The sequence below is a fragment of the Streptomyces sp. NBC_00094 genome, from assembly GCF_026343125.1.
Classification (GTDB): Bacteria; Actinomycetota; Actinomycetes; order Streptomycetales; family Streptomycetaceae; genus Streptomyces.
The window spans coordinates 6,087,720-6,107,448 of record NZ_JAPEMB010000001.1; the positions used below are offsets into that span (position 1 = coordinate 6,087,720).

14 protein-coding genes are annotated in these 19,729 nt (G+C 72.3%); 12 read left to right on the plus strand and 2 right to left on the minus strand.

The annotated features are described in order from the left end of the window. The first annotated feature begins 29 nt into the window (after positions 1 to 29). Positions 30 to 662, plus strand: a complete 633-nt coding sequence (locus OG580_RS27115) for a hypothetical protein (RefSeq protein WP_267046266.1) — start codon at positions 30 to 32, stop codon at positions 660 to 662. Positions 663 to 840: 178 nt separating this feature from the next. On the opposite strand, the gene OG580_RS27120 is transcribed toward OG580_RS27115, so the two are convergent. Next, positions 841 to 1,470 (minus strand): hypothetical protein, encoded by a 630-nt coding sequence (locus tag OG580_RS27120; RefSeq protein WP_267046267.1) that lies wholly within the window; start codon positions 1,468 to 1,470, stop codon positions 841 to 843. A 384-nt stretch (positions 1,471 to 1,854) separates the two neighbouring features. On the opposite strand from OG580_RS27120, the gene OG580_RS27125 reads away from it, so the two are divergent. The 8 genes from OG580_RS27125 (at position 1,855) to OG580_RS27160 (ending at position 14,579) form a co-directional block, all read left to right on the plus strand. Next, positions 1,855 to 4,014: a RecQ family ATP-dependent DNA helicase gene (locus OG580_RS27125; RefSeq protein ID WP_267046268.1), complete on the plus strand. Its 2,160-nt coding sequence runs from the start codon at positions 1,855 to 1,857 to the stop codon at positions 4,012 to 4,014. Positions 4,015 to 4,168: 154 nt separating this feature from the next. Continuing rightward, complete coding sequence (locus OG580_RS27130; protein WP_267046269.1) at positions 4,169 to 5,611, plus strand: DUF4192 domain-containing protein; 1,443 nt, start codon at positions 4,169 to 4,171, stop codon at positions 5,609 to 5,611. A 115-nt stretch (positions 5,612 to 5,726) separates the two neighbouring features. Then, positions 5,727 to 7,802 carry a glycogen debranching N-terminal domain-containing protein gene (locus OG580_RS27135; RefSeq protein WP_267046270.1) on the plus strand — a complete coding sequence of 692 codons (2,076 nt, stop codon included), beginning with the start codon at positions 5,727 to 5,729 and terminating at the stop codon, positions 7,800 to 7,802. Positions 7,803 to 7,911: 109 nt separating this feature from the next. Further along, a complete protein-coding gene (locus OG580_RS27140; RefSeq protein WP_267046271.1) occupies positions 7,912 to 8,697 on the plus strand; it encodes an NUDIX domain-containing protein in 786 nt (261 codons plus the stop codon). Between the two features lie 121 nt (positions 8,698 to 8,818). After that, positions 8,819 to 10,645, plus strand: a complete 1,827-nt coding sequence (locus OG580_RS27145) for an ABC transporter ATP-binding protein (protein ID WP_267046272.1) — start codon at positions 8,819 to 8,821, stop codon at positions 10,643 to 10,645. Between the two features lie 160 nt (positions 10,646 to 10,805). Then, positions 10,806 to 11,693: a FadR/GntR family transcriptional regulator gene (locus OG580_RS27150; protein WP_267046273.1), complete on the plus strand. Its 888-nt coding sequence runs from the start codon at positions 10,806 to 10,808 to the stop codon at positions 11,691 to 11,693. A gap of 378 nt (positions 11,694 to 12,071) precedes the next feature. After that, positions 12,072 to 13,616, plus strand: a complete 1,545-nt coding sequence (locus OG580_RS27155; protein WP_267046274.1) for an RNA polymerase sigma factor — start codon at positions 12,072 to 12,074, stop codon at positions 13,614 to 13,616. Between the two features lie 144 nt (positions 13,617 to 13,760). Further along, on the plus strand, positions 13,761 to 14,579 hold the full coding sequence (locus tag OG580_RS27160) for a serine protease (protein ID WP_267046275.1): 819 nt from the start codon (positions 13,761 to 13,763) through the stop codon (positions 14,577 to 14,579). Positions 14,580 to 14,714: 135 nt separating this feature from the next. Here OG580_RS27160 and OG580_RS27165 read toward each other — a convergent pair whose 3' ends face one another. Then, the gene (locus OG580_RS27165; protein ID WP_024754955.1) at positions 14,715 to 14,945 is read right to left on the minus strand and encodes a hypothetical protein; all 231 of its coding nucleotides are present in this window, start codon (positions 14,943 to 14,945) and stop codon (positions 14,715 to 14,717) included. Positions 14,946 to 15,378: 433 nt separating this feature from the next. On the opposite strand from OG580_RS27165, the gene OG580_RS27170 reads away from it, so the two are divergent. From OG580_RS27170 to OG580_RS27180, 3 genes are all read left to right on the plus strand, one after another. Then, the gene (locus tag OG580_RS27170) at positions 15,379 to 17,496 is read left to right on the plus strand and encodes a type IIA DNA topoisomerase subunit B (protein WP_267046276.1); all 2,118 of its coding nucleotides are present in this window, start codon (positions 15,379 to 15,381) and stop codon (positions 17,494 to 17,496) included. A gap of 190 nt (positions 17,497 to 17,686) precedes the next feature. After that, complete coding sequence (locus OG580_RS27175; protein ID WP_267046277.1) at positions 17,687 to 18,112, plus strand: DUF485 domain-containing protein; 426 nt, start codon at positions 17,687 to 17,689, stop codon at positions 18,110 to 18,112. Continuing rightward, positions 18,109 to 19,704, plus strand: a complete 1,596-nt coding sequence (locus tag OG580_RS27180) for a cation acetate symporter (RefSeq protein WP_267046278.1) — start codon at positions 18,109 to 18,111, stop codon at positions 19,702 to 19,704. Before OG580_RS27175 ends, OG580_RS27180 begins: the two co-directional genes overlap by 4 nt. Positions 19,705 to 19,729 lie beyond the last annotated feature (25 nt).

Sequence of the window (19,729 nt, forward strand, 5' to 3'; positions counted from 1 at the left end):
GCGCAGCGGCGTTTGATAGACATCCACCCATGCCTCTCACCCCCGAGGAGCCTCAGATTCACGAGAGCGCCCAGGGTCCCCGCGCCACCACGGCCGCAGGCCGTCCCGCGTCGACCCCCCGTCCCGTACCCGGCCCGCGTTCCGCGGCCTCCCCGCGTCCCGGTGGTCCTGGCCCCGGCCCGGCCAGGCCGGCGCCGCCGGCCCCGCGGCCGCACCCCGGTGCCGGTCAGTCCCCTGCCGTCGGTGGGGAGAATCGTTCCGACCAGCGATCCGGCCCGCAGCTCCAGGTGATCCCGGCCCCGGTCGACGGCGCGCTCGACGCCGCCGAGGAGGCCCTGGACCTGCTCCTGGAGAGCGGGCGGGCACCCGGCGACGTCCTGGTGCTCACCACCGGCGACCAGCACCCGTGGGCGGCGCACGAGCTGTCCTTCGGCGAGGCCGCCTACTGGGCCCAGCAGGACGGCGGTGACGACGTGTTCTTCGCGGACGCCGCCGCCGTGGAGCGGGCCGCCACCCGGCCCGTGGTGATCGTCGCCGTCAACGGCGGAAACGACGAGACCGCTGCCCGCGCCCTGCCGCTGGCCATGGCCCGCGCCGGTGCGCTGCTGATCGTCTGCGGCGAACCGGCACGCGTCGCGTCGCTCGTCGGCGCCGGCGTCTGATCGACCACCCCTCCCGCCGGACCGTGACGCGGTCCGGCGGGACGGCGTTCGGTGTGTGGCCTCGGCGGGTGACTGCCGACGTGCGGTGGCCGGCGAGTGGCTGTCTGTGTGATGCGGTCGGTCTGTGGTCGTCAGCCGTGTGGCTGTCGGTGTGCCGCGGTCGGTCGGCGTATCGCCGTCAGCGTGCGGCAGCCCGGCGCAGGGGTTCGGGCGCGCCGCTCGCGGTTCTCGGAGCGAGGCTGCCGAGTTCGGCCGCCTCGCTCCCGAGTGATTCCGGGCGCGAGTCGGAGCTCGGCCGACGGCCTCCCCGGCCCTCGCCGAGCACCTGCCAACCCCCTCGGGTCAGCGTGATGTACGCGCCGCAGCGGAGTCCGTGCAGCGTGCAGGCGTCCCGGAGCCCCCACATCCAGGCTCCGTCCTCCTCCGTCCAGCGCTCGTCGCCCTCGCGGCAGTACAGGAGGACGGCGGTCCGGACAGGGGTGCGGCGCCGGAGGTCGTGCGGAATGACGCGCCGCAGGTGCGCGAGGAGCGCGTTGCGGAAGTCCCAGCCGTCCGCCGGCGTGGGGCGCCGGACGAACGAGGCGCTGGCGGTGAGCCGTTCCTCGTGGTCCAGAACCGCCACGACCGCCGTCGAGGGCGTGGGCGCGTGGCGCGAGTGCAGTCCACTGACGACCTCACGCGGATTGCCCAGCAAGGGAATTCCCGCCCCGGCCCACTCGGCCGGTTCGAGTATCCGGGCGAGGCGGCTGGCGGACTCGGGCGACGATCTTGTCGAGGTGCCTGTGGACGGAGCGAATCCGAGGGTCACGGTCCTCCCTTCGGATACGCGCCCGCGCGGCGGGCGTAGTCGGGTGAGGGCGCACCACGGCACGGTCCATCGGGCCGCTGACGGGCCGTGCGGGGCGGTTTCCCAATTCTTGCTTGGCCCGTGCGCGAGCGGCAATGAGCAATTGAGGTCGCTGACGGGATTGCGGCGGTATGCCTCTCATATCCCTGCCCAGTTGCCCATTGTTCACTCCCCGTTTCCCCACCTGTTTCACCCCAGGACGGTGAGCATCAGCGGAAACATCCCTTCCGGTCCGGCCGTCCTCGCTCGCCGTGCGGCCTCCGCACGCTCCGCGAACGCTCTGCGGGTGCGATGTCACGCTGAGTGAGTTGGGTGATTGTCGGTGCCATCGGGTTGCATGGAGGGATGGACAACCAGGAGCTCCGCGCCGAAGCCGATGCCATCCTCGCTGAGCTCGTCGGCACCCCAGGGGGCTCGGCGCGCCTGCGGGAGGACCAGTGGCAGGCGGTGGCGGCTCTGGTCGAGGAGCGCCGCCGTGCCCTGGTGGTGCAGCGCACCGGCTGGGGAAAGTCGGCGGTGTACTTCGTCGCCACGGCGCTGCTGCGGCGGCGCGGCTCCGGTCCCACCGTGATCATCTCGCCGCTCCTGGCGCTGATGCGCAACCAGGTCGAGTCGGCGGCGCGCGCCGGCATCCAGGCGCGCACCATCAACTCGGCCAACCCGGAGGAATGGGACACCATCTACGAGGAGGTCGAGCGCGGCGAGACCGACGTGCTCCTCGTCAGTCCCGAACGCCTCAATTCCGTCGACTTCCGCGAGCAGGTCCTGCCCAAGCTCGCGGCCACGACCGGTCTCCTGGTGGTCGACGAGGCGCACTGCATCTCGGACTGGGGGCACGACTTCCGGCCCGACTACCGCCGGCTGCGGGCGATGCTCGCCGAGCTCGCCCCCGGCGTGCCGGTGCTGGCCACCACCGCGACGGCCAACGCGCGCGTGACCGCGGACGTGGCCGAGCAGCTGGGCACCGGGGCCGGCGAGGCCCTTGTCCTGCGCGGCCCGCTGGACCGGGAGAGCCTGCGCCTCGGCGTGGTCCGGCTGCCGGACGCCGCGCACCGCCTGGCCTGGCTCGCCGAGCACCTGAACGAGCTGCAGGGATCCGGGATCATCTACGCCCTCACCGTGGCCGCCGCCGAGGAGGCGACCGCCTTCCTGCGCCAGCGCGGCTTCACGGTGGCCTCCTACACGGGACGCACGGAGAACGCCGACCGGCTGCAGGCCGAGGTCGACCTCCAGGAGAACCGGGTCAAGGCGCTGGTCGCGACATCGGCGCTGGGCATGGGCTTCGACAAGCCCGACCTCGGCTTCGTGGTGCACCTGGGGTCGCCCTCCTCTCCCATCGCCTACTACCAGCAGGTCGGTCGAGCCGGTCGCGGGGTCGAGCACGCCGACGTCCTGCTGCTGCCGGGCGCGGAGGACGAGGCCATCTGGCGCTACTTCGCCGATACGGCCTTCCCGCCCGAGGCCCAGGTCCGGCAGACCCTCTCGGCCCTCGCCGACGCGGGCCGGGCGCTCTCCGTGCCCGCCCTGGAGGCGGCGGTGGACCTTCGTCGCACCCGGCTGGAGACCATGCTGAAGGTCCTCGACGTGGACGGGGCCGTCAAGAGGGTGAAGGGCGGATGGACCTCCACCGGGCGGGAGTGGACCTACGACTCCGAGCGGTACGCGTGGGTGGCCCGGCAGCGGGCGGCCGAGCAGCAGGCCATGCGCGACTACGTGAGCACGTCCGGGTGCCGGATGGAGTTCCTGCGCCGCCAGCTCGACGACGAGGGAGCCGTCCCGTGCGGCCGCTGTGACAACTGCGCGGGGCCCTGGGCGGACTCCTCCGTCTCCTCCGAGACGCTGACCGGGGCCGCGAAGGAGCTGGACCGCCCGGGTGTGGAGGTCGAGCCGCGCCGGATGTGGCCGACCGGGATGCCCGCGCTGGGCATCAACCTCAAGGGGCGCATCCCCGCCGGAGAGCAGTGCTCCACCGGGCGGGCCCTGGGGCGGCTCTCGGACATCGGCTGGGGCAACCGGCTGCGCCCGCTGCTCGCCGACAACACGCCCGACGGCCCGGTCCCGGACGACGTCCTGAAGGCCGCGGTGGCCGTCCTCGCCGACTGGGCGCGCTCCCCGGGCGGCTGGGCGCCGAACGTCCAGGACGCCGGCGCCCGGCCGGTGGGCGTCGTCGCCGTACCGTCCATGACCCGCCCGCACTTGGTCGGCTCCCTCGCCCAGGGCATCGCGACCGTCGGCCGCCTGCCCTTCCTGGGCACCCTGACCTACACGGGGCCCGAGGGCGCGCACGCGGCACGCCGCAGCAACTCCGCCCAGCGTCTGCGGGCGCTTTCCGGGGCCTTCGCCGTCCCGGAGGAGCTGGCCGCCGCCCTGGCGGGTTCTCCCGGTCCGGTCCTGCTCGTGGACGACTCCACCGACTCCGGCTGGACCCTCGCCGTCGCCGCCCGCCTGCTCCGTCAGGCCGGCGCCCAGCAGGTGCTTCCGCTGGTCCTCGCCGCCGCGGGCTGAGCACCTTTAGCACCGTCACGCGGTCACGAGCATAGGGGTTTCGATCCCGTCGCACGGCCGCCCTGTGGACAACTCCACGGGGCGGCAGATGCCGCATTCCCGGAGTTATCCACAGGGGTTTCGGAAATCGGGAGATCACGAGACCGTCCTGACCATGAACGCGAATCACCACGAACCCAGTGGACTTTCCCGTACCCAGCGGATCACCCTGCGCGGCCCGGCCGAACTGGCCGACGCCCTGCCCTACATGCTGGGCTTCCACCCCAGCGACTCCGTCGTCCTGGTCGCTCTCCACGGTGAACGCGGCCGCTTCGGCGGCCGGGTCAGGCTCGGCATCCCGCGCTCGCCCGGCGAATGGGCGTCCACCGCGGACCACCTCGCCGAATGCCTCGTCGAGGGCGGCGCCCGGCACGGCGCCAGGCCGGACGGGATCGTCGTCTTCCTGTGCCAGGACCCGGCGCCCGGCGAGACGGGCCACCGGGTCATGGAGCGGCTGCGCCCCTTTGCGCAGCGACTGCGGACGGCCTGCGGCGCCCTCGACATCCCCGTCTACGAAGCCCTCTGCATCTCCGACGGTCTCTACTTCTCCTACTGCTGCCCGGACGAGCGGTGCTGCCCGCCCGGCGGTACGCCCCTGGCGCTCAACGGCACCTCGGTGGCGGCGGCGTCCGCCGCTTACGCCGGCCTCCAGGTGCGTGGCTCTCTCCGGGACATGGAGGCCCGACTCAAGCCGTACGGCACGCCCGGGGACGAACAGCAGCGCGCCGCCCTCGACGCGGCGGCCGCCGCGATCGTGCCCCGCATCCTCGAAGGCCCGCCGGGACAGGGGCGGGAAGAGGTGCGCGAGGCGACGCTGCGCACCGCGCGCGAGATCCTCCGGCGGTTCGCCAATCCGGTGCGCGGGTCGTCCGGGGACCGTCCTGCCGATGGTGCGACGTCCCGGTCCCGGCCCTCCGGCGGGGCGGAGGCGCAGGCGAGGACCGCAGAGGGCGTGATGGCGACGGACGCGGCCGACGACGCTCTGATCGGGACCGAAGAGGCGGCCGCGATCATCCTGGGCCTCCAGGACCGGGCCACCCGGGACCGCGCCGCCGAATGGATGGAGGGCTGGGAGGGCACCGCCGCGCTGCGGCTCTGGCGCGTACTGGCCCGACGCTGCGTCACCCCCTACGAGGAGCACGCCGCCGCGCCGCTCACCCTCGCGGGCTGGACGGCCTGGTCCACCGGCGACGAGCCGACCGCCCGGGTAGCCCTGGGACTCGCGCTCGACGCCGACCCCGAGTACGTCTTCGCCCGACTGCTGCACCAGGCGTGCAACGAAGGCCTGGACCCCGAGTCGCTCCGCTCCTGTCTGCGGAGCGAGCGGGACTCCCGGACGCCCGTGGAGCAGGCCGCTCCGTCGCCCTCCCGGCGGGTCACGACCCGCACGGCCCGCCCGCAGGGGGTCCGGCAGAGCCTCAGGAAGCCCGGGCGGCAGACCGGCGGCAGGGAGCGCGGGACATCGGCCGGAGTCCGGCCGAGCGGCCCCGCCACGGGCAGGCCGGGGAGCGGTGCCCCGCGCCACGGAGGGCAGCGCGGCAGCAGGAGCGGTCGATGACGACCGTGACCCGGCCGCCCACGCGCGCGTTCACCTCTCTGGCGGTGTCGGACGAACCGTGCCGCCGTCACGCCGCCGGCCGCCCGGACCGTACAGAGAGCACCCCATACCCGCCATGGCCCTCAGCCCCGTCCCGGCCCCCGGACGCCCCGCAGGACACCCGAAGGGGCTCACGCACGGACCCCCGTCCGGCGTGGGCTCGGCGCCGTCCCGCGCGGCGCGGCCGGGGGAGCTGCCCTCGGTGCACGGCGCGCTCCTCTGCGTGGCCCTGCCCGCCCTCGCCGTCTGTGCCGAGCACGGGCAGCTCACCGGCGAGGGGCCCGAGGGCGTGTACGCGGCGGGAAGACGGCTCCTGTCCCGCTGCGTCCTGCGGGTGGCGGGGCGCGAACCCGTCACCCTCCAAGGCCGCATGGCGGGCGCCGACCGGGCGGTGTTCCTCGGCGTGCTGCGTGTCCCCGGGGACACGGGGCCGGATCCCGGGCTCGCCGTCGAGCGCTCACGAGGCGCCGACGGAACCGAGCGCATCACCCTGCGCAATGCGACCGCCCGCACCCTCCGCCTCCCCGTGGAGATCGCTCTGGGCACGGATCTCGCGGACCTGGGCGCGGTCGCGACCGGCCGGACGGGACCCGAGCTCACCCCGAGCGTCCACGGCACCGGACTGCGCTGGACCGCGGGCGACGGACGGTCCGCCGCCGTCACCGCGGACCCGCCGCCCATGGACTCCCTGGCGGCGGCCGGCGTCCTGCGCTGGGAGGCCGAGCTGGCGCCGGGAGCCCCGTTCACGATCCACCTGCGGGTACGTGACGACCGCCCGGCCGGGCCGGTGCCCGCCTCGGGAGGACGCTTCGGACGGCCCGGCGGCCACCTCCTCGCGGAGGCGCTGGCCGAGGGCGACGACCCACGCCCGGGGGAGCTGCTCCGCGCCGCCGTCGAGGACCTGCGGGCCCTGCTCCAGCGAGACCCCGCCCACCCCGCCGACGTCCACCTCGCGGCCGGCGTCCCCTGGCGTTGCGGACCGGTCACCGCCGAGGCGCTCTGGGCCGCCCGCATGGCCCTGCCCCTCGGGACCAGGCTCGCCGCCACCACGCTCCGCGCGCTGTGCCGCACCCAACTCCAGGGCACCGGACCCGAGTCCGGCCGCCTCGCCGGACCCCTCCGGGACGCAGGTCCGCACCTTCCGCCCCGCTGCACGGGCATCGAGGCCACCCTCGCCGTGCCGGCCGTCCTCGCCGAGGCCCGCCGCTGGGGCCTGCCCACCGCGGATCTGGAGGAGCTGCTCCCGGCGGCGGAGCGCTGCCTCGGCTGGCTGCGCCGCACGGTCGCCCGGGACGGCTTCGTATCCGACCCGGGGCCCGCCGGTCCCTGGCGGGCGGAGACCCAGGCGCACGCGCACCGCGCGGCCCTGCTCGGCGCGGACCTGCTCGACGCCTGCGGGCGGCCCGGGGGAGACGCTCTGCGCGAGTCGTCGCGGACACTGCGCGAGGGGTTCCGTCGGGAGTTCTGGCTCGACGACCGGGCAGGGGGCCGGCCGGCCGTCGCCCGCGCTCCGGGCGGTCGGACATGGTCCCAGTGGGGCGGCTGGGCCGCGCATTTGCTCGACACCGGACTGCTGGGCGGCGGGCGGTACGCGCAGGGCCTGCTGGACAGGGCGGAGACCGAGCAGGTGGCCAGACAGCTTGCCACGCCTGCCCTCGACTCCGGCTGGGGCCTGCGCGGACTGGGCACCAAGGAACCGGGATACAACCCCTTCGGCCACCGGGCCGGCGCGGTCCGGGTGCACGAGACGGCGGTCGCCGTGGCGGGCCTCGCCGCCGCCGGCCACGAGAAGGAGGCCGCCTCCCTGCTGCGCGGACTGCTCGACGCCGCGGAGGCCTTCGCGCATCGGCTTCCCGAGATGTACGCGGGGGAGCAGCGGACGGCCGGATCGCGTCCGGTGCCGCACCCGGCCGCGTGCCGACCCGCGGCCGTCGCGGCCGCCGGGGCGGTGCAGGCCCTCGTCACGCTCGCCGGGATCCGGCCCGACGCGCCGGGGCGCTCCGTGTCGGTGCACCCCATGCCCTCGGCCCCGCTGGGCGCGATTCGACTGTCGGGGCTCGTGGTGGCGGGAGAGCCCTTCGCCGTGCGGGTCGGCAGGCTCGGTCTCGGTATGGTCGAGGAGGCCGCAGAGGGCCTTCAGCTGGGGGTGTGACGGGATGCCGGGCGCAGACACGACGGAAGCTTCACGGCGCGACGAAGAAGTCGCCGCCGATCACTCTCCGAGGCGTGTTTATCGTCAGGGAGACGACTATGATCGCGGCATGTCTCCCTACGACCCGTCGGCCTTTCCGCCTTTCGCTGTCACCGTCGACCTGGTCGTGCTCACCGTGCGGCGCCACGCGCTCTGCACGCTGGTCGTGCGGAGGGGAGAAGCACCGTTCCAGGGGTGCTGGGCGCTCCCCGGCGGCTTCGTCCGCGAGGGTGAGGACCTCGGCGCCGCGGCCGCCCGCGAGCTGATCGAGGAGACCGGTCTCCACGCCCACGACCCGGGCGATCCGCCGCCCGTGGAGGGCAACGGCGCGCACCTCGAGCAGCTGGCGACGTACGGGGCTCCCGACCGTGACCCGCGGATGCGGGTGGTCAGCGTCGCGCACCTGGCGCTCGCCCCGGACCTTCCCGCCCCGAGGGCCGGCGGGGACGCGAACAGCGCCCGCTGGGCCCCGGTCGAGGAGCTGCTCGGCGAGGACGTGGCAGCCGGAGCGGAGGCCGAGAGGGAAGGGGGCGGAGGAGCCGAGCCGCTCGCCTTCGACCACGCCCGGATCCTCGCCGACGGAGTGGAGCGGGCCCGTTCCAAGATCGAGTACTCCTCCCTCGCCACGGCGTTCTGCCCGCCGGAGTTCACGGTCGGAGAGCTGCGGCGCGTCTACGAGGCCGTCTGGGGCGTCGCCCTGGACCCGCGCAACTTCCATCGCAAGGTGACCGGCACGCCCGGCTTCCTCGTCCCGGCCGGTGGCACCACGACCCGTCAGGGAGGGCGCCCCGCCCAGCTCTTCCGGGCAGGTGGGGCCACCCTCCTCAACCCGCCGATGCTGCGCCCCGAGGTCTGATCGACCCGCTGTTCCGGCGCCCCAGGTGTCAACCCTGCGCCGAAAGTCCGAAATGTAGCGTTATCTTGCTGCGGTAGCGCCGCCCTGCCGCGGAGCGGTGTCACCTACCGCGAGAGAAGCGATGCTCCAGGCAATCGGACTGACCAGCACTCCCCGCCGTGATCGCCCGCCCGTCGTGGACGATCTGACCTTCGAGGCGCGGCCCGGCGCAGTGACCGCGCTCCTCGGCCCGACGGGCTCCGGCAAGACCACCACGCTCCGGCTCATCCTCGAACTCGATCCGGGCCGCGGGATCACCTACTTCCGGGGCAGACCGCTGCATCGCGTCGCCCACCCGTCCCGCGAGGTCGGCGTGTTCCTCGGCGACGTACCAGGACACCCCTCCCGTACCCTCCGGGGGCAACTGCGGATGCTCTGCGCCGCGTCCGGAACTCCCCTCGCGCGGGCCGAGGAAGCGCTGCGCTCCGTGGGCCTCACCGGACTGGAGGGACGGAGGATCGGCACCCTGCCGCTCGGCGCGGACCGTCGACTCGGCCTGGCCTGCGCCCTGTTGGGCGCCCCGCACACCCTGCTGCTCGACGAGCCGGGCGCCGGCCTCTCCGCCGCCGAGAGCGCCTGGTTGTACGAACTCCTGCGCGCGCACGCGGCCGGCGGGGGAACGGTGCTCTACACCACGTGCGACCCCAAGGACGCGGCCCGGCACGCCGACCGGGTCGTCACTCTCGACGGCGGCCGTCTCGTCGCCGACCAGGACGCGACCGAGTTCGCGCGCACCCGGCTGCGGCCCCGGGTCGCGGTCCGCACCCCCCACGTCGCTCGACTGGCCGCGGCGGTGACTCAGGAGGCCAGGGCCGCCCGCCGGCCGGTCGAGGTGGTCGCGGAGGACGGCAACCTGCTGTCGGTCTACGGCAGTGACTGCGCCGCCGTCGGCGACACCGCGTTCCGCCACGGTGTGGTGATCCACCGCCTCGCCGACGAGACCGGCGACACGGCGCCCGCTTCCCGCACTCCGAAGGACGCCACCCGCGAGCGCGGCGCTTCCGGACGGAACCACCCCGGGCAGGACCCTTCCGGGCAGGCCGCCTCAGGGCAAGGCCCCTCCGGAGCGGCCCCCTCCGGGCAGGATCCCGCCGAGCCTCGCGTTCCACCCTCCCGGGCCGCCGCCCGGAGGCCGGCGCGCTCGCCCTCGCGCCCACTCCGGTACGAGCTCCGCCGGCTCGTGGGCGTGCCGAGCACCCCGCTCGTCGTGGCGACGGTCCTGCTCGTCTCCGTGACCCTCGCGCTGCTCCTCGGGCGCGGGGGCGTGGCCGCGCTGCCCGCCGTCCTCGCGGGCTGGCCCGCGATCCTGCCGCTGCCGCCCGCCGCCCTCGGGGCCGGGCTGATCGGCGCCTGCTCCTTCGGGGAGGAGTACCGCTATCCCGCGCTCACGGCGGGCCGGGGCGCCGTGCCCCGCCGGCTCGGCCTGCTCCTGGCCAAGCTCGCGGTGTCGGCGGCCGTGGCCCTGGGCCTCGGGGGGCTCGTCGCGGCGGCCGACCTGGGGGCCCTGCGCCTCGTCTACGGCGGCGAGTTGATCCCTGTACCGGAGAACTGGCCTGCGCTCTGTGCGAGTTGGCTGGGGCTGCTCGTGGGCTGCGCCTGGGCGGGGGTGCTCGGGGCCGGAGTGTTCCGCGCCGCCGCCGCGGGCGTGGCCGCGGTCCTCGCCGTACCGGTGGCTTTCGTTCCGCTGCTGCAGAAGGTGCTGACGGGACCGTCGGTGCGGTCGGTCGCCGGACTGCCCGGGAGGTTGCGCGAGTTCGCCGGACCGCAGTGGCCTCCGGCCGCGGACCGGTGGTTGACGGGAGCGCTGCGGGTGGTCGGACAGCCCGCCGGGGTGGCGCTCTCGATGGTGTTGACGGGGTTGCTCTGCGCCTATGTGTTCACCGGGCTTCACCGAAAGGCACGTTGGTGATCGAATTCGGACCGAAAGGTTCCGGATTCCGATCAACTCTCTTAAAAATTGCCCACTATGTCCGATTAATCGTCAATTGTGTAGGGGGTGCCGATCACCCTTTCGTGTGCTTTTCACCAAAGACCTCAAGGGTCACGGAAGCAACGCCGACAAAGGATGCGTGAGTACCCTTGCGCACACCATGATGACCGCCGCCCGCCCCGTCGAGTCCGGCCTCGGCGCCCCGGGCGATCTCGACCGCTACCCCTACGCGGAGGCGCCCGGCGCCGGCCGCGTGGGCCCGCCCTCCTGGGAGGGCGTGGACACCGACCTGGGCCGTGTCGGTCGCCGGAGCGCCGGCAGCCGGGGCCGGGGGCTGCACGGGCAGCTCGTCCAGCAGCTCGGCCAGATGATCGTCTCCGGTGACCTCGGAGCCGACCGCCCCCTCGTCCCCGAGGAGATCGGCCAGCGGTTCGAGGTCTCGCGCACCGTCGTCCGCGAGTCGCTGCGCGTGCTGGAGGCCAAGGGTCTCGTCAGCGCCCGCCCGAACGTCGGCACCCGGGTCAGGCCCGTCAGTGACTGGAACCTCCTCGACCCCGACATCATCGAGTGGCGCGCCTTCGGCCCGCAGCGCGACGACCAGCGCCGCGAGCTGAACGAGCTGCGCTGGATGATCGAGCCGCTGGCCGCCCGCCTCGCCGCCGGACACGGCCGCGAGGACGTCCAGCAGCGCCTCGCCGACATGGTCGAGATCATGGGGCACGCGTACGCGCAGGGTGACGCGGTCACCTTCTCCCGCGCGGACGCCGAGTTCCACTCCCTGCTCATCCAGCTCGCCGGGAACCGCATGCTGGAGCACCTCTCCGGCATCGTCGGCGCCGCGCTCCATGTCTCCGGCGGTCCCGTCACGGGCTGCGACCGGCCGAGCGAGGCCTGCCTGACGCACCACGCCCGGATCGTCGACGCGCTGGCCGCCGGGGACGCCCACGGCGCCGAGACCGCCATGCGGCAGCTGCTGACCGTCCACCCCGAGGTGGAGCGCGTCGTTCCCGCCCCCCGCGAACACTGATCGCGGACTGTGGGCGGAAGCACGGAGGCGTACGCATCGCCTGCCGCCGGGTCCGATCGTGGTCCGGGGGAGCCCGTCAGGGCTTCCCCGGATGGCGCCAGGGTCCCGGCGGCGCGAATGTGCCATGATTTACCACTTCGGCTGTTTCGCCGCATATGAGGTGTGACTCGGGCCACGAAGATTGGGCGTAACACTCCTCCGAGCCGTGCGATGACCTAAGAGGTGACAGCCGAGGAAGGAATACAGCAGCCGTTCGAGGCGCTGTGCAGTTCCCCGGCCCAACCCGCGCCGTCGGCACATTTCCCGCCGACGGTCGTCGGCTCCAGCCCGATCCAGGGCGGGGCCGGAAGCCGTTTCCATCGTTCCGAGAGGTTGTTCGTGTCGGCCAGCACATCCCGTACGCTCCCGCCGGAGATCGCCGAGTCCGAGTCTGTGATGGCGCTCATCGAGCGGGGAAAGGCTGATGGGCAGATCGCCGGCGATGACGTGCGTCGGGCCTTCGAGGCCGACCAGATTCCGCCAACCCAGTGGAAGAATGTTCTGCGCAGCCTCAATCAGATCCTCGAGGAAGAGGGTGTGACGCTGATGGTCAGTGCAGCGGAGTCGCCGAAGCGCGCCCGCAAGAGCGTCGCTGCGAAGAGCCCGGCCAAGCGCACCGCCACCAAGACCGTCACTGCCAGGACGACCGTGACGAAGACCACCGTCTCGGCCTCTACGGCTTCCGCGGCCGACGACGACCTGGCCGACGAGGCCGGGTCGCCCGCCAAGAAGGCAGCCGCGAAGAAGACGGTTGCCAAGAAGACGGTGGCCAAGAAGACCGTCGCCAAGAAGACGACGGCCAAGAAGGCCACGTCCAAGAAGGACGCCGACGAGCTCGCCGAGGGCGAGGAGCTCCTCGACGAGGTCACGCCCGGCAAGGGCGAAGAGGAAGAGACCGAGGGCGAGAGCAAGGGCTTCGTCCTGTCCGACGAGGACGAGGACGACGCGCCTGCCCAGCAGGTCGCCGTCGCCGGTGCCACGGCCGACCCGGTCAAGGACTACCTCAAGCAGATCGGCAAGGTCCCGCTGCTCAACGCCGAGCAGGAGGTCGAGCTCGCCAAGCGCATCGAGGCCGGCCTGTTCGCCGAGGACAAGCTCGCGAACTCGGACAAGCTCGCTCCGAAGCTCAAGCGTGAGCTGGAGATCATCGCCGAGGACGGCCGCCGGGCCAAGAACCACCTCCTGGAGGCCAACCTCCGTCTGGTGGTCTCCCTGGCCAAGCGTTACACCGGCCGAGGCATGCTCTTCCTGGACCTGATCCAGGAGGGCAACCTGGGTCTGATCCGCGCGGTCGAGAAGTTCGACTACACCAAGGGCTACAAGTTCTCCACGTACGCCACCTGGTGGATCCGTCAGGCGATCACCCGCGCCATGGCCGACCAGGCCCGCACCATCCGTATCCCGGTGCACATGGTCGAGGTCATCAACAAGCTCGCGCGTGTGCAGCGCCAGATGCTCCAGGACCTGGGCCGTGAGCCCACCCCGGAGGAGCTGGCCAAGGAGCTCGACATGACCCCTGAGAAGGTCATCGAGGTCCAGAAGTACGGCCGTGAGCCGATCTCCCTCCACACCCCCCTGGGTGAGGACGGCGACAGCGAGTTCGGTGACCTCATCGAGGACTCCGAGGCGGTCGTGCCGGCCGACGCGGTGAGCTTCACGCTCCTCCAGGAGCAGCTGCACTCCGTGCTCGACACGCTCTCCGAGCGTGAGGCGGGCGTCGTCTCGATGCGCTTCGGCCTCACCGACGGCCAGCCGAAGACGCTGGACGAGATCGGCAAGGTCTACGGCGTGACGCGCGAGCGCATCCGTCAGATCGAGTCGAAGACGATGTCGAAGCTGCGCCACCCGTCGCGTTCGCAGGTCCTGCGCGACTACCTCGACTGATCCGTCCGAGGCACAGAGCGACACACGAAGGGCCCGGTTTCCCCGAGAGGGAGGAACCGGGCCCTTCGCTTGTGCGCGGGTGCACGGTGCGGGCAGGTGCAGGACGCTGGGTGAACCGACATCACCGCAGAGTCAGGAGGCTCCATGCGTGGTCCCTTCACCCGTGCCTTGACGGGTGCCCTGGGCCTGATCACGGCGGCGGCGGGGCAAGTCGCCACCGCCGTCCCCGCGGGCGCCGACAGCGTCGTGGTGGGCGGCCGACAGGCCCTGATCGCGGAGGCGCCGTGGGTCGTGGCGCTGTCCAGTCGTGACCGGTTCGGGGGTACCCGGGCGGGGCAGTTCTGCGGAGGCGTGGTCGTGGCGCCGACCAAGGTGCTCACGGCGGCCCACTGCCTGGGCAGGGAGGTGCTCGGCGGCGAGCCGTGGGAGGTACGTGACTTCGCGGTCATCGCCGGCCGCGCCGCGTTGCGGGGGCAGGGTGGGCAGGAGATCGGGATCTCCGAGACCTGGATCAACCCCGACTACGACCCGACGACGAACTCGGGCGATCTCGCGTTGCTGACGCTCGCGAGCGCGCTGCCGCAGTCGTACGTGATCGGCGTCGCCCGCGCGGGAGACCCGGCCTACGCGCCCGGTACGGAGGCGGACGTCTACGGCTGGGGTGACACGACCGGCAACGGGACCTACGCCTCCGCGCTGCGGACGGCCCGTGTCCAGGTGCTGCCGGACGCGGCGTGCGAGCGGGCGTACCCGGGCGGTTTCGGCGTCGCGTACCGCAGCGACACGATGCTGTGCGCGGGCGACCCGCAGGGCGGCAGGGACGCGTGCCAGGGGGACAGTGGCGGCCCTCTGGTGGCTGGGGGGCTCCTCGTCGGCCTGGTGTCCTGGGGGAGCGGCTGTGGGCAGGCGGAGAACCCGGGCGTCTACACGCGGGTCTCGGCGGTGCTCCCGGAGCGCTTCTGACGATCCACTCCGGTCGCGGGCGGGAGTGATCCCGGCCGCGGATACGAGAACGGGCGGCCACCCCCCTCGACTGCGGGGGTGGCCGCCCGTCGGCCGATCAGTGACCGGCTCGGGGCTCGTCGGGGGTGCGAGGCGTCAGTGCTCGTCGCCCGTCGTGCGGGCCGGCACGTCGGTCAGCCGGTCCGTCTCATCCTGTATCTCAGCGGCGATCTTCTTGAGTTCCGGCTCGAACTTGCGGCCGTGGTGGGCGCAGAAGAGCAAGTCACCTCCGCTGGTCAGGACGACACGCAGGTATGCCTGGGCGCCGCAGCGGTCGCAGCGGTCAGCGGCCGTCAGGGGGCTCGCGGGGGTCAGAACAGTAGTCACGTCGCCTCTTCTCTAGCTCGACGAGCTGTCGTACCAGGGTCAACATCCAACCAGGCCGGAAACGTTCCCGCTCGTGGCTTTTCCTCGAAACTTTTTCCCAAGGTGGCTGTCTGCTGCCGGTTGGCGGCGAATGAGCCGTATTGCTTCGCACTACGGATTTCGCGTTGCTTGTGTCGGTGCGTCCTCCCGGCGTGGTTGCCGGTTGTTGATGAGGACGTGCCCGGAGCCTAAATGGTTCATGCCTGGAAGGGAACGTGATGTTCGCGTCACCCCATCGAGGGATCGAACATCCATACGACCCTGGACTAGCATGAGGAAACGGGGTGGGTGGCGTGAACACCGTCCTACCAGGCATCGGTACCCTCTGACCGGTGAACGACGCCGGGCCTTACCCCACCGGGCCAGTTTTCAAATTCAGCGAGGAGCGAACCGCGTGACCGCCGAAACGTCCGTGCCGTCCAGTGCGCTGCTGACCGCAGACCGTGACGGTTCCAACTACACCGCGCGGCACCTGCTCGTACTCGAAGGGCTCGAAGCGGTCCGCAAGCGCCCCGGTATGTACATCGGGTCCACCGACAGCCGCGGCCTGATGCACTGCATCTGGGAGATCATCGACAACTCGGTCGACGAGGCCCTCGGTGGCTACTGCGACCACATCGACGTCATCCTCCATGAGGACGGCTCCGTCGAGGTCCGGGACAACGGCCGAGGCATCCCGGTCGACGTCGAGCCGAAGACGGGGCTGTCCGGCGTCGAGGTCGTCATGACCAAGCTGCACGCCGGCGGAAAGTTCGGCGGCGGTTCGTACGCCGCGTCCGGCGGTCTGCACGGCGTCGGAGCCTCCGTGGTGAACGCCCTGTCGGCCCGCCTCGACGTCGAGGTCGACCGGAACAGCGCCACGCACACGATCAGCTTCCGCCGCGGTGTCCCCGGCATCTTCACGGAGCAGGGCTCCGACAGCCCCTTCGACCCGGGCAACGGCCTGCAGAAGGGCAAGCGCGTCCCGAAGACCCGTACGGGCACGCGGGTCCGCTACTGGGCGGACCGGCAGATCTTCCTCAAGGACGCCAAGCTCTCGCTGGAGACGCTCCACCAGCGCGCCCGGCAGACCGCCTTCCTCGTGCCCGGCCTCACCATCGTCGTCCGCGACGAGCGGGACCTGGCCGGAATCGGCAAGAGCGAGGAGACCTTCCGCTTCGACGGCGGCATCAGCGAGTTCTGCGAGTACCTCGCGCAGGACAAGGCCGTCTGCGACATCCAGCGCCTCACCGGCATGGGCACCTTCAAGGAGACCGTCCCGGTCCTCGACGAGCGCGGGCACATGACCCCGACCGAGGTCACCCGCGAGCTCGCCGTCGACGTCGCCCTGCGCTGGGGCACCGGCTACGACACGTCGGTCAAGTCCTTCGTCAACATCATCGCCACCCCCAAGGGGGGTACCCACGTCTCCGGTTTCGAGCAGGCGATCACCAAGACGGTGAACGAGGTCCTCCGCTCGGCCAAGATGCTGCGCGTCGCCGAGGACGACATCGTCAAGGACGACGCCCTGGAGGGGCTCACGGCCGTCGTGACGGTCCGCCTCGCCGAGCCGCAGTTCGAGGGGCAGACGAAGGAGGTCCTGGGCACCTCCGCCGCCCGCCGGATCGTGGCGAACGTGGTCGCCAAGGAGCTCAAGGACTTCCTGACCTCCACCAAGAGGGACGCCAAGGCGCAGGCCCGTGCCGTCCTCGACAAGGCCGTCGCCGCCGCCAGGACCCGGATCGCGGCCCGCCAGCACAAGGACGCGCAGCGCAGGAAGACCGCGCTCGAGTCCTCCTCGCTGCCGGCCAAGCTCGCCGACTGCCGCAGCGACGACGTGGAGCGCAGCGAGCTCTTCATCGTCGAGGGCGACTCGGCCCTCGGTACGGCGAAGCTCGCCCGCAACAGCGAGTTCCAGGCCCTGCTGCCCATCCGCGGCAAGATCCTCAACGTCCAGAAGTCCTCGGTCTCGGACATGCTCAAGAACGCCGAGTGCGGGGCGATCATCCAGGTCATAGGAGCGGGCTCGGGCCGCACCTTCGACATCGACGCGGCGCGCTACGGAAAGATCGTCCTGCTGGTCGACGCCGACGTCGACGGCGCCCACATCCGCTGCCTGCTGCTGACGCTCTTCCAGCGCTACATGCGGCCCATGGTCGAGGCCGGACGCGTCTTCGCGGCCGTACCCCCGCTGCACCGGATCGAGCTCGTCCAGCCGAAGAAGGGCCAGGACAAGTACGTCTACACGTACTCGGACAACGAGCTGCGGCAGACCCTGCTGGAGTACCAGCGCAAGGGGGTCCGCTACAAGGACTCCATCCAGCGCTACAAGGGTCTGGGCGAGATGGACGCCGACCAGCTCGCGGAGACCACGATGGACCCGCGCCACCGCACCCTGCGCCGGATCAACATCGGCGACCTGGACTCGGCGGAGCAGGTCTTCGACCTCCTCATGGGCAACGACGTGGCGCCCCGCAAGGAGTTCATCACCAGCTCCGCGGCGACCCTCGACCGCTCGCGCATCGACGCCTGACCGGCTCACCCGAGCCGGCGATCACCTGACGGGCCGTGCGGTACGCATATCAGCACGGCCCGGTCAGGTCACCTGGGAGAAGTGTCACCTGATGGGGTGAAGAGAGGGAGGAGAAGAGTCCGGGATCTTCCTGCTCTGTCCATCCTTGGGCACGCGGCCGAAACGGTTCGCTGACAAGGAGAGTTGGCCGGTGGAGCAGGTGGACATTCAGGACGGGTGCGACGTTTCGGCGGGGCCGACCGACGCCCCCCGGTACGACACGGCAGTGCCGCGGCAGCGGGTTCCCGGTGCGGCGGAGATCTACCTGGAGGTCCAGCGGAGTCCCGCCTTCCAGGAAGTGCGGCGCCGCTACCGCCGGTTCGTCCTCCCTGCCACCCTCGCGTTCCTCCTCTGGTACCTCGCCTATGTCGTCGCGGCGACCGCGGCACCCGGACTCATGGCGCGGCCGGTCGCCGGGGCCGTGAACGTGGCGATGGTCGCGGGACTCGGACAGTTCGTCAGCACCTTCCTGCTGACCTGGGCCTACGCCCGCCACGCTCGACTGCGCCGGGACCGGGCGGCCCTGGAGCTCCGCTGGGACACGCAGGAGATGACCAGAGGGGTGGCGCAGCGATGACCGGAGACCATCAGACCCTGGCGCTCGTGCTCTTCAGCGTCTTCATCGCCGTCACCCTGGGGATCACCACCTGGGTGAGCCGCAACCGGCACGGCTCGGCGGAGGAGTTCTACGCCGGGGGCAGGCTGTTCTCGCCCATGGAGAACGGTTTCGCCATCGCCGGCGACTACATGTCCGCCGCCTCCTTCCTCGGCATCTCGGGGCTGATCGCCCTCTACGGCTACGACGGCATGCTGTACTCCGTCGGCTTCCTCGTCGCCTGGCTGGTCGTCCTCCTGCTCGTCGCGGAACTGGTCCGCAACTGCGGTCGGTTCACGCTCGCGGACGTCGTCGCCGCGCGGATGTCCGAGCGGCCGGTACGGATCGCCGCCGGAACCTCCTCCGTGGCCGTCTCCGTGCTCTACCTCGTGGCCCAGATGGTCGGCGCCGGAAGCCTGGTCGCCCTGCTGCTCGGCGGCACCAGCGAGGCGGCCCGCTCCTGGACCGTGGTCGGCGTGGGGGCGCTGATGGTGATCTACGTGTCGCTCGGCGGCATGAGGGCCACCACCTGGATCCAGATCGTCAAGGCTGTGCTGCTCATGGCGGGCACGATCGCCCTCACCGTCCTCGTCCTGCTCCGCTTCCACGGCGACGTGAACAGCCTGCTCTCCGCGGCGGCCGACCGCAGCGGCCACGGACGGGACTTCCTCGGCCCCGGGCTGCGCTACGGCGGCGACTGGACCGCGCGCCTCGACTTCATCAGCCTCGGCATCGCCCTCGTCCTGGGCACCGCCGGCCTGCCGCACATCCTGTCGCGCTTCTACACCGTGCCCACCGCCCGGGCCGCCCGCCGCTCCGTCGTCTGGGCCATCGGCCTCATCGGCAGCTTCTACCTGATGACCATCGTGCTCGGCTTCGGTGCCGCCGCCCTGATCGGCCCCGCCGAGGTCCGCGCCTCCAACGCCTCGGGGAACACCGCCGTACCGCTGCTCGCCCTCGACCTCGGCGGCGGCGCGGGCTCCACCGGCGGCACCGTGCTCTTCGCCATCGTCGCCGCCGTCGCCTTCGCGACGATCCTCGCGGTCGTCGCCGGGATCACGCTCGCCTCCTCGGCCTCCGTCGCCCACGACCTGTACAGCTCGCTGCGTCGCCGGCACGCGAAGCGGCAGTACAGCGAGGTGACCGTGGCGCGGTTCGCCGCAGCCGGGATCGGCGCGGCCGCCATCGGCCTCGGGCTGCTCGCCCGCGACCTCAACGTGGCCTTCCTCGTCGGCCTCGCCTTCGCGGTCGCCGCCTCCGCCAACCTGCCCGTCCTGCTCTACTCGCTGTTCTGGCGGAAGTTCACCACCCGGGGCGCGGTGTGGTCGGTCTACGGCGGGCTCGTTCCCGCGGTGCTGCTCGTCCTGCTGTCGCCGGTGGTCTCCGGCAGCCCGGAGGCGCTGTTCCCCGGTGTCGACTTCCACCTCTTCCCGCTGCAGAACCCCGGTGTGGTCTCGATCCCGCTCGGATTCCTCGCGGGCTGGATCGGTACGGTCACGTCGACCGAGCCGCCGGACGAGGCGCGGCACGCCGAGACCGAGGTCCGGGCGCTGACGGGGGCCGGGGCCGTCTGAGCGGCCGGGGCACCGCGGAGGGCAG